13 protein-coding genes and 1 tRNA gene are annotated in these 13,515 nt (G+C 68.3%); 2 read left to right on the forward strand and 12 right to left on the reverse strand.

Going from position 1 to position 13,515, the window contains the following annotated elements:
• The first annotated feature begins 24 nt into the window (after positions 1 to 24).
• Positions 25 to 1,242 (forward strand): alpha/beta hydrolase family protein, encoded by a 1,218-nt coding sequence (locus tag ACLJOO_RS20885; RefSeq protein WP_410788886.1) that lies wholly within the window; start codon positions 25 to 27, stop codon positions 1,240 to 1,242.
• Here the strand turns inward: ACLJOO_RS20885 and ACLJOO_RS20890 are convergent.
• The 10 genes from ACLJOO_RS20890 to ACLJOO_RS20935 form a co-directional block, all read right to left on the reverse strand.
• Positions 1,232 to 1,342 carry a helix-turn-helix domain-containing protein gene (locus ACLJOO_RS20890; RefSeq protein WP_410788887.1) on the reverse strand — a complete coding sequence of 37 codons (111 nt, stop codon included), beginning with the start codon at positions 1,340 to 1,342 and terminating at the stop codon, positions 1,232 to 1,234. The genes ACLJOO_RS20885 and ACLJOO_RS20890 overlap by 11 nt on opposite strands.
• An 8-nt stretch (positions 1,343 to 1,350) precedes the next feature.
• Positions 1,351 to 1,980 (reverse strand): CoA transferase subunit B, encoded by a 630-nt coding sequence (locus ACLJOO_RS20895; protein ID WP_410788888.1) that lies wholly within the window; start codon positions 1,978 to 1,980, stop codon positions 1,351 to 1,353.
• Between the two features lie 2 nt (positions 1,981 to 1,982).
• Positions 1,983 to 2,738: a CoA transferase subunit A gene (locus ACLJOO_RS20900; RefSeq protein WP_410788889.1), complete on the reverse strand. Its 756-nt coding sequence runs from the start codon at positions 2,736 to 2,738 to the stop codon at positions 1,983 to 1,985.
• A gap of 102 nt (positions 2,739 to 2,840) precedes the next feature.
• The gene (locus ACLJOO_RS20905; protein ID WP_410788890.1) at positions 2,841 to 3,773 is read right to left on the reverse strand and encodes a tetratricopeptide repeat protein; all 933 of its coding nucleotides are present in this window, start codon (positions 3,771 to 3,773) and stop codon (positions 2,841 to 2,843) included.
• 43 nt (positions 3,774 to 3,816) lie between these two features.
• Positions 3,817 to 4,515, reverse strand: a complete 699-nt coding sequence (locus tag ACLJOO_RS20910) for a carbohydrate-binding family 9-like protein (RefSeq protein ID WP_410788891.1) — start codon at positions 4,513 to 4,515, stop codon at positions 3,817 to 3,819.
• Positions 4,508 to 4,993 carry a hypothetical protein gene (locus ACLJOO_RS20915; protein WP_410788892.1) on the reverse strand — a complete coding sequence of 162 codons (486 nt, stop codon included), beginning with the start codon at positions 4,991 to 4,993 and terminating at the stop codon, positions 4,508 to 4,510. The genes ACLJOO_RS20910 and ACLJOO_RS20915 overlap by 8 nt, the downstream gene beginning before the upstream one ends.
• A gap of 9 nt (positions 4,994 to 5,002) precedes the next feature.
• Positions 5,003 to 5,623 (reverse strand): lipoyl(octanoyl) transferase LipB, encoded by a 621-nt coding sequence (lipB, locus tag ACLJOO_RS20920; RefSeq protein ID WP_410788893.1) that lies wholly within the window; start codon positions 5,621 to 5,623, stop codon positions 5,003 to 5,005.
• 4 nt (positions 5,624 to 5,627) lie between these two features.
• Positions 5,628 to 6,983 (reverse strand): J domain-containing protein, encoded by a 1,356-nt coding sequence (locus ACLJOO_RS20925; protein WP_410788894.1) that lies wholly within the window; start codon positions 6,981 to 6,983, stop codon positions 5,628 to 5,630.
• A gap of 67 nt (positions 6,984 to 7,050) precedes the next feature.
• Positions 7,051 to 7,127: transfer RNA gene (locus ACLJOO_RS20930), tRNA-Pro, on the reverse strand.
• 24 nt (positions 7,128 to 7,151) lie between these two features.
• Positions 7,152 to 8,087 (reverse strand): metallophosphoesterase, encoded by a 936-nt coding sequence (locus ACLJOO_RS20935; RefSeq protein WP_410788895.1) that lies wholly within the window; start codon positions 8,085 to 8,087, stop codon positions 7,152 to 7,154.
• 26 nt (positions 8,088 to 8,113) lie between these two features.
• Here ACLJOO_RS20935 and ACLJOO_RS20940 point away from each other — a divergent pair, with 26 nt between their 5' ends.
• A complete protein-coding gene (locus tag ACLJOO_RS20940) occupies positions 8,114 to 8,581 on the forward strand; it encodes a GatB/YqeY domain-containing protein (RefSeq protein WP_410788896.1) in 468 nt (155 codons plus the stop codon).
• 48 nt (positions 8,582 to 8,629) lie between these two features.
• Here ACLJOO_RS20940 and ACLJOO_RS20945 read toward each other — a convergent pair whose 3' ends face one another.
• A complete protein-coding gene (locus ACLJOO_RS20945; protein ID WP_410788897.1) occupies positions 8,630 to 11,026 on the reverse strand; it encodes a penicillin-binding protein in 2,397 nt (798 codons plus the stop codon).
• Between the two features lie 132 nt (positions 11,027 to 11,158).
• Entirely contained in the window at positions 11,159 to 13,510 is a 2,352-nt protein-coding gene (gene lon / locus ACLJOO_RS20950; protein ID WP_410788898.1) for an endopeptidase La, read from the reverse strand.
• Positions 13,511 to 13,515: the final 5 nt, after the last annotated feature.

Consider the following 13,515-nt stretch of genomic DNA (forward strand, 5'->3'; position numbering starts at 1 on the left):
TTGGTCTCCAGGCACAGTCGGTCCATGCTGAATCGACGAATTCTCCTCACCTCCGCCGCCCTCGCCCCACTCGCCGGTCTCACCGCCCTGCGAACAGCAGGAGCAAGCACCGGAGTAGCGGTTCCCGTTGCGATTCGGCTTCCGCGGCCGACTGGTCCGTTCCCGGTTGGGACGACCGAGCTGCACCTGGTTGATGCCGGTCGTGACGACCCGTTTGTTCCCGGTCGCCCACGCGAGCTCATGATCAGCATCTGGTATCCGGCGCGTCGGGCGACGGCGCCTGCGGCGTATCTGCCGCCGTTGACGGCAGAGGTGTTCGGGGCGGGGGCTGCGGAGGCGCTCGAGCAGCCGGTCGGGATGATCGACTGGGCTGGGGCCAAGAGTCACGGTGGGCTGCTTGCGCCGGTTCTCCCGGGCAAGCGGCCGGTCGTCCTGTTCTCGCCGGGGTTCGGCGTCCCGCGGGGACTCGCGTCGATCAGCGTCGCCGAGCTCGCCAGTCGCGGGTACGTCGTGGTGACCGTCGACCACACGTACGAGGTCTCCGGCGTCGAGTTCCCCGGGAACCGAATCGAAGTACAGACCCTGCCGCCCGCGCCGTACGCGATGCTCGCCCGCACGACCCGGTTCGCCGACCTGCGCTTCGCCCTGGACAGCCTCACCCGGCTCGCCCGCGGCGAGAACCCGGACGCGGAGCACCGCCGCCTGCCCAACGGCCTCGGCGCCATCCTCGACCTCGACCGGATCGGGTCCTACGGCCACTCGGCCGGCGGCCTCAGCTCGATCGACCTCCTGGTCGCCGACCCGCGGATCCACGCCGCGATCGACCTCGACGGCGAGCTCGGCTACGGGTACGACGACCCCGCCGACGCACCGACCGTCGCGAAGGGCACGAACCGCCCCTTCCTCCTGATGGGATCCGGTGCGATCGGCCCAGGCCCGCACGACCACCGCACGGACCCGTCCTGGGGACTGTTCTGGGACCACTCGACCGGCTGGAAGCGCGACCTGAACCTCCCGAACGGCCGCCACTACAGCTTCGTCGACTACCAAGCGCTGATCCCGTGGTTCCAGCGCTTCTTCACCGTCCCGCCGGAGCTGATCGCGAACACCATCGGTACGGCGAACGCGGACCAGGTACTGCACGTCATGCGCACCTACATCCCAGCGTTCTTCGACCAGCATCTCCGGCACCGCCCGCACGACTGGACCCACGCGCTGCCGGAGACGAAGTTCATTGCGTGACTTCGAGAAGGTCTCCCGGCTGGCATCCGAGCGCATCGCAGATCGCGGTCAGCGTGGAGAACCGGATCGCCTTCGCACGATAAACGATTTGGGGGTGCAAGGAGAGTGCTACTGCTTGATCGGGGCTCCGGTCTTCTCCTGGAGCTCGTCGAACGTGACGCCCTCGGCGAGCTCGACCAGCTGCAGGCCGTCGTCGGTGACGTCCAGTACGGCGAGGTCGGTGATGATCCGGTTGACCACGCCGCGACCGGTGTACGGCAGGTCGCACTCGGCGAGGATCTTGTGCGAGCCGTCCTTGGCGACGTGCTCCATCAGCACGATCACCTTCTTCGCGCCGTGCACCAGGTCCATCGCGCCGCCCATCCCCTTGACCATCTTGCCGGGGATCATCCAGTTCGACAGGTCGCCGGTGGCCGAGACCTGCATGGCGCCCAGGATGGCCGCGTCGATCGCGCCGCCGCGGATCATCCCGAACGACAGCGACGAGTCGAAGAACGAGGCGCCGGGGAGCGTCGTGACGGTCTCCTTGCCGGCGTTGATCAGGTCCGGGTCCTCCTCGCCCGCGACCGGGTACGGCCCGACGCCGAGGATGCCGTTCTCGGACTGCAGTACGACGGTGACGCCGTCCGGGATGTAGTTCGGGACCAGGGTCGGCAGGCCGATGCCGAGGTTCACGTACGAGCCGTCGTCCAGCTCCGCGGCCGCCCGCGCCGCCATCTGCTCACGGGTGAGTGGCATGGTCAGGCCCCCTTCTGAACGGTGAGCTTCTCGATCCGCTTCTCGATGTCCTTGCCAACAGCAACGACACGCTGCACGTACACGCCGGGCAGGTGGATCGAGTCCGGGTCCAGCTCACCAGGCTGGACCAGCTCCTCGACCTGCGCGATCGTGACCCGGCCGGCCATCGCGGCCAGCGGGTTGAAGTTCCGCGCGCTGCGGTCGAAGACCAGGTTCCCGTGGGTGTCGCCCTTGAGCGCGTGCACCAGCCCGAAGTCGGTGGTGATCGAGTCCTCCAGCACGTACGTCGTACCGTTGATCTCCCGCGTCTCCTTGGGCTCCGACGCCTTCGCGACCGAACCGTCCGGGTTGTACTTCTGCGGCAGCCCGCCGTCGGCGACCTGGGTCCCGACACCGGCCAGCGTGAAGAACGCGGCGATCCCGCAGCCGCCGGCCCGGAGCTTCTCGGCCAGCGTGCCCTGCGGGGTCAGCTCGACCTCCAGCTCCCCGGACAGGAACTGCCGGGCGAACTCCTTGTTCTCCCCGACGTACGACGACGTCATCTTGGCGATCCGCTTGTCGGCGAGCAGGATGCCGAGTCCCCAGTCGTCGACGCCGCAATTGTTCGACACGACGCTGAGCCCGGAGACCCCCTTGTCGTGCAGAGCGCTGATGAGCTGCATCGGGTTGCCGCACAACCCGAAGCCGCCGACGGCGAGGCTTGCGCCGTCCCCGATGTCCGCCACCGCTTCCTGCGGCGATCCGTACGTCTTGTCCATCAGCTGCTCCGTTGCAGTGTCGAGGCCCGATTCGCTCCGACTCTAACCAGCCGACCCGTGTCCCGCGATGTGAGTGGTACCACTCGCCTATGTGGTCAGGTGCTACGCGGATGCCTCGGACGCGTTCAGCAGCGCCAGTTCGTGCAGCGCCTCGTAGTGCGCGTCGTCCAGCTCAGGGATGGCGAGTACGGCGGACAGGTGCGCGCGGGCGGCCGGGAGATTGCCGGTGCCGCGCGCCGTACGGGCCAAACCGACCCGTGCCGCTGCAATGGTCTCTGGCTGGTCGGCGTGCTCGCCGATCGACAGCGCCCGGCTGTAGTCCGCGTGTGCGTCTTCCAGCTTCCCCTGCCGTCGGTAGAGCTCAGCACGCTCGCACAGCAGCAGTGCGGTCTCGTCTGCGAGGCACAGGTGCTCAGCGAGCTCCAGCGCCTCTGTGGTGGCGTCCAGCGGCTCGTCGACGACCTGTCGGAGCGCGGTGAGGGCCAGGAACATGCCCCACCGGTCCTCCAGCATCCGGAAGCGGCCCAGCGCCGTACGCAGGCTCTGTGCCGCGTCACTCGGTGCAGCTGTCGTCAGACCGGGGTAGCCACGGCACAGCTCGACGGCTGCGCGCGTCCACGCGTCACCGGCCTCGTTGCGCTCCAGCACGTCCTCGACCACGGCGGCCGGTTCGAACGGCCCGAACACGAGCGACCACAGCAGCACCGTCACGGAGTACCGGAACGGGCCGGTTGTCGTCAGCACGACCTGCTGGGCCAGCTCCACCTGCTCCTGCTCGGCCGACGCCGCACCGTGGATGACGGCCAGCAGGTACTCCTCGTGCAGCCCGACCGGGACGGTCCGGCCGAGCATGCTGAGCACCCGCTCGGCCGCGGCCGCAGCCTCGTCCTGGAGCCCGTTCGACCACCAGTACGCCGAATAGCGCGCAACGAGCCGTAAGGCGGTCCGCAGGTCGCTCTCACACGCGCGCTCGATCGCGCTGACGACCTGGTCCGCCTCCAGACTGTGTGGTTCGCCGGAGCCCCCCAAGTTCACGTGCTTCATTGTCGCTCGCCCCTGTTAACGCCATGTCACGGGGTCAGAAACGGAGCACTCCCCAGGTTGCCGGGCGGTGCATGTCTGCGATGCCCTGTGGTGACCAGACCCAGAACTCGCAGTCGTCGCCCTTCACGTACGCGCCGTCGACGACCTCGTGCGGCCACTGACAGCGCATCAGGTTCATCCGCCACTCGTCACCCGGGTTCGGCGGCGTCGCCCGACCCTTGTTGTACGGCGCCAGATCAGCCCACGGTACGGCGATCTCCGCCGACCACCCGGTGTCGGTGTCGGACGGGTCGTTGAGCGTGCCGTCGACGTGGATCGCGGTCCGCAGACCGGGCAGGTTCGTCGGGTCGATCGGCACGCCGCCGTCGACGTACGGCTTGGGCAGCGTGAGCTCCCAGATCGTCCCGAGCGGGTTGATCTCGAACTCGTAGTAGTTCTGCCCGTCGCCGTCCGGGTCGAGGAACAGCTCGAAGTTGTTCTCGTGGAACAGCTTGCTGTTGTGCTCGGTCATCGTCGACCAGACGTGCGGCTCCTCGAGCAGGCCGCCGACGTACAGGTACTGGTCGTCGTACATCAGCTTCGCCCGGGTCAGGAACCGCGGCGTGGGGCCGTCGTGGATCGGGACGAAGCCGGTCGTCCACGGCGCGGTCTCCCAGGCCGGGTCGGTCAGGGTGCCGTCGAGGTTCGGCGTGGCGGCGGTCCGCGGGCACTCGTAGACGGGCAGGTCAGGCATCGGCACGCTCCAGCAGTCGGGCGAGAAGGTTGGCGAGCAGGAAGGTGACGGCGGTCAGCACCGGTACGACGGCGAGGATCCAGGGCGAGTCCAGGTGGCCGGTCAGGAACGCCACGACCAGCGCGACCATGAAGGCGACGCCGAGGAACGGGATCAGCTTCGGGTGCGGCATCGCCAGCCGGCTGAGCGCCGTACCGCCGAGCACCATCGTGACGACCACGATCGCGATCAGCAGCGGCAGCCCGAGGGCACCGCAGTTCGTGGTGTCCCGGAACCGCTCGCAGCCGCGCTCACTCAGCCACACCAGCGCGATGGTCGCGAACCCGCACAGCAGCCCGACGACGGCCAGAATCAACCCCGGCGGCAGCGGCGGCGCGTCGTACCGCCCCGGGCGGGCTTCCTCCGCCTCGTCGTCGGCCGCCTCCAGCACGGCTTCCAGATCGTCCGGCATCCGGTCGCCGTCGTCCTCCTGACTCATTGCGGCAGGCTATCGGGCTCCTAGGGAGTTCGCGATGGCATCGCGCACGTCGGCGTCCGTGGGCGCGGCGAGGCCCCGCTCCGCGGCCAGTTCGGCGAGCGAGACCATCGTGACGTCGTGCAGCCCGCAGCTGGTGAACGTGTGAAACACGGTCATGTCCGGGTCCACGTTCACCGAGAACCCGTGACTGGTCACCCCGCGCCGGATCCGCATGCCGATCGAGCACAGCTTCCGGCCGTCCTCGGTCCAGACACCGACCAGGCTGCTGGCTCCCTTCGGCGTGTCCCGGCGTACCAGCGGGAAACCGAGCGACCCGAGGGCGTCGATCAGGCCGTTCTCCATCCAGCGCACGATGTCGACGGGGCCGCGCTGGTGCAGGTCGATCACCAGGTACCCGACCAGCTGGCCCGGGCCGTGGTACGTCGCAAACCCACCCCGATCGACTGCCACAGTCGGAGTACCCGCGGGCAGATCATCCGGTGATGTCCGAGGGCCGTAGGTGATCACCGGCGGATGACTCAGCAGGAACAGGCGGTCCTCCGCCTTCCCCTCGACGCGCTCCTCGACCCAGCCGCGCATGTCCTTCGCGGCGACGTCGTACTCCACCTCACCGAGATCAACCCGCTGCATACCTTCAGATTAGGCCGTACGGCGCGCGGCGCAGGACGTCGTACAGCAGCCGGCGGTCGAGGACGTTGCCCTCGGGCTGCAGCCAGGCGAGGAGGTCTCGGTCGGCGAACTGTGCCGACAGACACGAGACGGCGGCATCGGGGCCGAACTGCGTCGTGATCCTGCCCTGCCCGTCCGCCGGGTGCACGATCAGGAAGCCGCGTACCTCAGCCGTCCGGAGCCGTCCGCGCCAGGCAGCGACAGCGGCCTCCAGCGCGGGCACCGGGCTGTCGATCGGCTGGCCGTTGAAGACGAGGGAGCCGTACGCGTCGAGGGAGTAGGCACCGGGCGGTCCGACCAGCGACACGATCAGAGCGACGCGGTGCCCGTTGAGCAGCATGTGATCGACGGCGACGGCACCGAGCTGCGCACCGTGCACCAGCTTCGCCGCGGGCAGCGCGCCGACCACAGGGTCGAGGATGTTGGCCGTACGCCGCTGCAGCAGCACGTCGTACGCCGAGATCGGCGCGGCGAGCGCATCGTCGACGAGCGGCTCGCCGGGACGGCCCCACAGGTTGAACTCGTACGCCGCGGTCCGGTCGATCGCCAAGTCCAACGCGTGCGCCTTCGACCAGCGACCGGTGAGGATCCGGACGACCACCAGACCCGCGACCACCCCGCCGAGCAGAAACCGGCCGATCGTCGACGCGCCGCTCGGCCCGAACGGATTGAACGTCAGGAACAGCGCGAACAGGAAGACGGCTGCGGTGAGGACGCCGAGCACCTTGAACAGGCCGCCGAGGGGCACTCGCCTGCTCCAGTGCGGTGGCATTGCCACCACGATCATCGCGGCGGTGCCGATGCCGAAGACAACATCCCAGAAGCCGTGGTAGCCGATGGTGGCGAGGATCCAGACGACCAGAGCGCAGAAGGCGGTCAGCGCGATCAGAGCGGGGGTTCGCCAGCGGCCGAAGGGCGGGCTGGCGTGGATCGGGCCCGCGTCGACCGGCTGGACGGTCTCGCCGGTCGTCCTGGGTTCCGCCGGCCGCTCATTCGACGACGGCTCGCTCGACCACGGCTGGTCGGTCGACCAGGACCAGGTGGGCTCAGGTTCGGGCTGCGGCTCCGGTTCGGGCCGGGGTTCGCGCCGGGGCTCGCGGGTGGTTGTCGTCGACTGGCCGGCGAGAAGGCGGTCGTAGGCGGCGCGCTTGGCCGGATCCGAGAGGGTGTTCCAGGCTTCCTGCACGAGGCGGAAGAGTGCCGCGTTGCCGCCCTGGTCCGGGTGGACCTGGCGGACCAGCTTCCGGTACGCGGTCTTGATCTCGGCGGCGGAGGCCGTGCGCTCGACATTCAGCACTTCGTAGTGATCGGCCCCGCTCACCCCAGCACCTCCACGACACGACAGAACGCATTGAGGGTCAGTCACCGCAGTGACTGACCCTCAATGGTGGTCGGGCTGACAGGATTTGAACCTGCGACCTCTTCGTCCCGAACGAAGCGCGCTACCAAGCTGCGCCACAGCCCGAAGTCGCGAGTAGCTTACATGGGCTCAGCGTCCGGACGAAATCGGGTTAATGCGGGGGACGAGGGTGAGCAACGTCGCCTCCGGGCGGCAGGCGAAACGGACCGGCGCGTACGGCGACGTACCGAGCCCTGCCGACACGTGCAGCGCTGCCTGACGGCCGTCGTACCCCCACGTCGACAGGCCCTTCACGCGGGACGTGTCGAGGTCGCAGTTGGTCACCAGCGCGCCGTACAACGGCACCGCCAACTGACCGCCGTGCGTATGACCGGCGAGGACGAGCGGATAGCCGTCGCCGACGAAGCCGTTCAGGACCCGCTGGTACGGCGCGTGCGTGACGCCGATCGACAGGTCCGCCGTCGGGTCGATCTCGCCCGCGACCTCGTCGTACCGGTCGCGCTTGATGTGCGGGTCGTCGGTGCCCGCGAAGTCCAGGCGCAGGCCGTTCACCTTCAGCGTGGCCTTGGTGTTGTTCAGGTCCGTCCAGCCGGCGCCGCTGAACGCCCGGCGCATCTCCTCGTACGGCAGGTCGGGGCCGTGCGGCTTGTGGCGCTGCTTGTGCGCGGGCAGCAGGTACTTGCCCGGGTTCTTGAAGTGCGGCTTCCAGTAGTCGTTGGAGCCGAACACGAACACCCCGGGCAGATCGAGCAGATCGCCGTACGCACGGAGCAGCGGAGGAACCGAGTACTCGCTCGCGAGGTTGTCGCCGGTGTTGACGATCAGGTCGGGCTCGAGCGCAGCCAGGTCGTTGACCCAGCGGATCTTCTTCTCCTGCGTGGGCATCAGATGCAGGTCGGACAGGTGCAGCACCTTCAGCGGCGCGGTCCCCTCCGGCAGCACCGGGACCGTCACTCTGCGCAGGGTGAACCAGCGCACCTCGATACCGGCCGCATAGGCGACACAAGCGGCTCCCACGGCGCTGACGACGGCCGTGGTCTTCAGGGCGGTCCTGACGATGCTCATTTCACCAGCCTGCCACAATCGTGGTCATGTCCAACTCCGGAATGAAGCAGCGCCTGCACGACGACATGACCGCCGCCCTCAAGGCGCGCGACGAGATCCGCAAGTCGACGCTGCGGATGGCGCTCACCGCGATCACCAAGGCGGAGGTGGCCGGCAAGGAGGCCCGCGAGCTCTCCGACACCGAGATCGTCGACGTACTCAGCTCCGAGGCCAAGAAGCGCCGCGAATCCGTTGTCGCCTACCGCGAGGCCGGCCGTGCCGAGCTCGCCGAGAAGGAACAGGCCGAGGCGGACATCCTGGCCGACTACCTCCCCGAGCAGCTCACCGAGGACGAGATCAAGGTCCTGGTGACCGAGACCATCGCCGCCACCGGCGCCGCCGAGCTCGGCCCGCGCGGCATCGGCAAGGTCATGGGCGCCCTGCAGCCCAAGGTCAAGGGCAAGGCCGACGGCGCCGTCGTCTCCGCCGAGGTCAAACGCCAACTCGGCGCCTGAGCGAACGAATGAGGGCCTCGTCCGCCGTGGACGAGGCCTTCACTGCTGTCAGCCGTGGCCGCGGCCGCCGCAGTTGGGGTACTTCGGGTTTGTGGGCGGACAGTTGGGGTTGAGCGTGGTCGGGGTGCTCGGGGGTTTGGTGGTGTTCGTCGGCTTCCCCGGCTTGACCTGCTTGCTGCCGTTCGAGACGTAGATCGTCACCAGCGAGCCCTCAGGGGCGCCGTCACGTTGCCGGGGGTCGGTGTAGGCGACCGTGCCGGCGGTCTCCTCGGAGTTGACGGTGCCGGAGGCGATCGCGACCTCGAAGCCTGCCTGCCGGAGCTTGTTCGCGGCGTCCTCGGGGTTCATACCGTTGACGAACGGCAGGTCCTTCACGTTGCCGCGCTGGACAACGCTGGACGGCGCAACGAAACGCGTCGTCGGGTAGCCCTGCAGGGCCGCCTTCATCGCGGCCTCCCAGATGGGCCCGGCCGTACCGGAACCCGACGGGTCGTTGATCTTCTTGCCGTTCAGGGTCTGGTTCTGCAGCTTGGTGTACGGCAGCGATGCGTCGGCCACCGTTGCGGCCGCGGCGAGCTTGGTCGAGTAGCCGGCGTACCAGACAGCCTTGGCATCGTTGATGGTTCCGGTCTTGCCGGCCAGGTCGCTCTTGCCGAACTTCAGCTTGCCGCCGGTGCCGTTCGGCTCCATGACCTGGTGCAGCACCGCGTTGACGCCGTCCGCGACCTCCGGCGCCAGCACCTGCTTGCAGTTCGCGCCAGGGACGCTGACGGACTTGTTGGCCGAGTCCTTGACCGATGTGATCAGCCACGGCGTGCAGTACATGCCCCGTGCGGCGAAGGCGGCGTACGCGTTCGAGAGCTGCAACGGGGTGACGTAGTCGACGCCGAGAGTCATGGACGCGACCTGCTCGAGTGGCTGGAGGTTCTGTGCGTTGTACATCCCCAGGTCGCCGGCGAGCTTGGCGATCGGGCACAGACCGACCCGCAGCGACAGCTGCAGGAAGTAGGTGTTCGTCGATTTCTGCGCCGCCTGGATCATCGTCGGGTCCGGGACGTTGCTCGTCGAGTTCTTCGGCGAGTAGCCGTCCGGGATCTTGCGAGGTCCGTCACAGGTGCTGTACTTCATGCCGCCCATGTCCAGCGGGCTCGGCGAGTTGATCTTGTAGTTGAGCGGGATGCCCTTCTGAATCGCGGCCGCGATCGTGAACGCCTTCATCGTCGAGCCGTTCTGGAAACCGCCGTACCCGCCCGGGTACGTCTTCGGGGCGTTGTAGTTGTACGCCGTCTGGCCGCGCTTGCTGCCGTAGTTGCGGCTCTGCGCCATCGCCTTCACCAGACCCGTGCCCGGCTCCACGATCGTGATCGCCGCGACCGCCTGGTCTGTCGGCTTGGAGTGGGTGTCGATCGACCGCTGGGCGTCGGCCTGGATCTTCGGGTCGAGAGAGGTGCGGATCGTCAGGCCGGCGGTTTTGATGTAGTTCGCACGGTCGGTCTTCGTCTTGCCGAACGCCGGGTTGTTCTCGAGTTCGGAGACGACGTACTCGCAGTAGAACGGGTACGGGCCGTTGCCGCAGCCGAGTTTGTTCGGGCGGACCTTGGCGGGGTCGATGACCGGGGTCTTCAGGGCCGAGTTGGCTTGGGCGACCGAGATGACGTTCAGCTGCAGCATGCGGCGGAGGACCACGTCGCGGCGGTCCTTGGCGCGCTTGGCGTCGTTGGTCGGGTCGTAACCGGTCGGGTTCTTCACCAGGCCGGCCAGCATCGCGGCCTGCGGGAGCGTCAGCTGGGACGCGTTTACCGAGAAGTAGTGCTGCGCGGCGGCCTGGATCCCCCAGGCGCCGTCGCCGAAGTTGGCGAGGTTGAGGTACTTCTCCAGGATCTCGTTCTTCGAGTACTGCTTCTCGACCGCGATCGCGTACCGCAGCTCGGCGATCTTGCGCTGGTACGTGTCGGCGGTCGCGGCGGCGAGCTCGGCCGGCGTCTTCGCCTTCTCGACCAGGCTGACCTTCACGTACTGCTGGGTGATGCTCGAACCACCCTGCTGCACGGAGCCCGACGACTGGTTCTGCAGCAGCGCGCGCAGCGTGCCCTTCGCGTCCAGGGCGCCGTGCTCGTAGAACCGGTCGTCCTCGATCGCGACGATCGCCTTCTGCATGATCGGCGCGACGTCCTTGAGCTTCACCGGCACCCGGTTCTGCTCGGCGAGCGTGGCGATCACCGATCCGTCGGCGGCCAGGATGGTGCTCTTCTGCTTGAGCGGCACCTCGTCGAACTGCTGCGGCAGGTCTTGCAGCGTGTCGGAAGTCTTCTCCGTGGTGAATCCGGCGAGGCCGGCGAACGGGATGGCGAGACCGGCAGCCAAGGCCCCCGACAGCACGCTCACCCCTAGGAACAGAACCACAGATTGGACGACGCCCCGGTCGCCCTTTTCCCCTACGCGCATGGTTGTTAAGACTACGGGACCCCCGATTCGGGTTACCGCTCCGCGTGTGAGTTCAGTCACCCTCGCTGGACAAAGTTCATCCAAAAGGACGAGGGCCCGAGCAGATTGCCCGGGCCCTCGTTCGGTACTGCGTTACGCGGCGTACTGCTGTGCCTGCACTTCGGCCGGCTCCAGGGCCAGATCCAGCACCTCACGGACGTCGCTCACCGGGTGCACGGTCAGCTCCGCGAGCACGGACGCCGGCACGTCTTCCAGGTCCGGCTCGTTCCGCTTCGGGATCAGGATCGTGGTCAGCCCGGCCCGGTGCGCGGCGAGCAGCTTCTGCTTCACGCCACCGATCGGGAGCACCCGTCCGGTCAGCGACACCTCACCGGTCATCGCGACCTCCGAGCGGACCGGCCGTCCGGACAGCAGCGACGCCAGTGCCGTCGTCATCGTCACACCCGCCGACGGTCCGTCCTTCGGGACGGCACCGGCCGGCACGTGGATGTGGGCGTTCCGCTCGGCCAGGTCGCCTACCGGCAGCCCCAGCTCCGCGCCGTGCGAGCGCAGGTACGACAGGGCGATCTGCGCCGACTCCTTCATCACGTCACCCAACTGCCCGGTCAACGTGACTCCGGTCGCACCGGTCTCCTTGTCGGCCAGCGACGCCTCGACGAAGAGCACGTCACCACCCGCACCGGTCACCGCCAGTCCGGTCGCCACACCCGGAAGCGCCGTACGCTCCGCCGACTCCGGCGTGAACTTCGGCGAACCCAGGTACTCCTTCAGGTTGTCGTCGCCGACAGTCAGCTCACCGAGCTCCTCGCCCAGGGCCAACCGAGCCGTCACCTTCCGCAGTACGCGGGAGATCGACCGCTCGAGCTGCCGTACGCCGGCCTCCCGGGTGTACTCACCCGCGAGCACCCGGAGCGCCGAGTCCTCGATGGTCACCTCGTCCGCCGTCAGGCCCGCCCGCTCCAGCTGACGCGGGAGCAGGTGGTCACGGGCGATGATGACCTTCTCGTCCTCGGTGTACCCGTCCAGCTGCACCAGTTCCATCCGGTCCAGCAGCGGCGCCGGGATGGAGTCCAGCACGTTCGCCGTGGCCAGGAACACCACGTCGGACAGGTCCAGCTCGACCTCCAGGTAGTGGTCTCGGAAGGTGTGGTTCTGCGCCGGGTCGAGGACCTCGAGCAGCGCGGCCGTCGGGTCGCCCCGGTAGTCCGCACCGACCTTGTCGATCTCGTCCAGCAGTACGACGGGGTTCATCGAACCCGCCTCGGTGATGGCCCGGACGATCCGGCCCGGCAGCGCACCGACGTACGTACGCCGGTGACCGCGGATCTCGGCCTCGTCCCGCACACCACCCAGAGCGACCCGGACGAACTTCCGTCCCATCGCCCGCGCCACGGACTCACCCAGCGAGGTCTTACCCACGCCAGGAGGACCGACCAGGGCCAGTACGGCGCCACTGCGGCGACCGCCGACGACACCGAGACCACGGTCCGCACGACGACGCCGTACGGCCAGGTACTCCGTGATGCGCTGCTTCACGTCATCCAGACCGGCGTGGTCCGCGTCCAGCACGGCCCGCGCCTCGCGGATGTCGTAGCTGTCCTCGGTCCGCTCGTTCCACGGCAGCTCGAGAACGGTGTCCAGCCAGGTCCGGATCCAGCCGACCTCGGGAGACTGCTCGGAGGTCCGCTCCAGCTTGTCGACCTCGGCGAGCGCCGCCTTCTTGACGTGCTCGGGCAGGTCGGCCGCCTCGACGCGGGCCCGGTAGTCCTCTTCCTCGGACTCGGCCTTGCCGTCGAGCTCGGCCAGCTCCTTGCGGATCGCGGCCATCTGCTGGCGCAGCAGGAACTCCCGCTGCTGCTTCTCCATGCCCTCCTGGACGTCCTTCTGGATCGTCTCGGAGACCTCGAGCTCGGCGAGGTGGTCCTTCACCCAGCCGATCAGCTTCTCCAGCCGCTCGGAGACATTCGCGTTCTCCACCAGCCAGGACTTCTGTTCGTTGTTCAGGTACGACGCGTAGCCGGCCAGGTCGGAAAGCTCCGCCGGGTCGTCGACCTGCTTGATGGAATCGATCACCTGGTACGCGCCGCGACGCTGCAGCACCGAGGTGGTCAGGGTCTTGTACTCGCGGGCCAGCTCGACGGAGCGGTCGTCGGTGATCTCGTGCATCACCGTCGCGCCCACCCACAGCGCCGCACCCGGGCCGGTGGTCCCGGCGCCGATGCGGACCCGCTGGGTCCCGCGGATCACCGCCGCCTGGGCACCGCCCGGCAGCCTGCCGATCTGCTCGATCTCACCGAGCGTTCCGGCCTTGGCATATTTCCCGTCCAGCCGCGGGACCAGGAGCACCTGGTCCTGACCGGCGGCCTGCGCGGCATCGATCGCCGCCCGGGCCTCGCTGTCAGCGAGTCGGACCGGCACGACCATCCCCGGCAGGACCACGACGTCGTCCAGCGGCAGTACAGGAAGATTCAACGTATCGGTCACGCTGT

Source organism: Kribbella sp. C-35 (assembly GCF_046549195.1).
In the GTDB taxonomy this organism is placed as follows: Bacteria; Actinomycetota; Actinomycetes; order Propionibacteriales; family Kribbellaceae; genus Kribbella.

Excerpts from the sequence above, each read along its gene's own strand:
- ACLJOO_RS20940 (WP_410788896.1), top strand. The coding sequence starts at position 8,114 with ATGTCCAACTCCGGAATGAAGCAGCGCCTGCACGACGACATGACCGCC.
- ACLJOO_RS20935 (WP_410788895.1), bottom strand. The coding sequence starts at position 8,087 with ATGAGCATCGTCAGGACCGCCCTGAAGACCACGGCCGTCGTCAGCGCC.
- ACLJOO_RS20910 (WP_410788891.1), bottom strand. The coding sequence starts at position 4,515 with ATGCCTGACCTGCCCGTCTACGAGTGCCCGCGGACCGCCGCCACGCCG.
- ACLJOO_RS20895 (WP_410788888.1), bottom strand. The coding sequence starts at position 1,980 with ATGCCACTCACCCGTGAGCAGATGGCGGCGCGGGCGGCCGCGGAGCTG.
- ACLJOO_RS20900 (WP_410788889.1), bottom strand. The coding sequence starts at position 2,738 with ATGGACAAGACGTACGGATCGCCGCAGGAAGCGGTGGCGGACATCGGG.
- ACLJOO_RS20945 (WP_410788897.1), bottom strand. The coding sequence starts at position 11,026 with ATGCGCGTAGGGGAAAAGGGCGACCGGGGCGTCGTCCAATCTGTGGTT.
- ACLJOO_RS20885 (WP_410788886.1), top strand. The coding sequence starts at position 25 with ATGCTGAATCGACGAATTCTCCTCACCTCCGCCGCCCTCGCCCCACTC.
- ACLJOO_RS20915 (WP_410788892.1), bottom strand. The coding sequence starts at position 4,993 with ATGAGTCAGGAGGACGACGGCGACCGGATGCCGGACGATCTGGAAGCC.
- lipB (WP_410788893.1), bottom strand. The coding sequence starts at position 5,623 with ATGCAGCGGGTTGATCTCGGTGAGGTGGAGTACGACGTCGCCGCGAAG.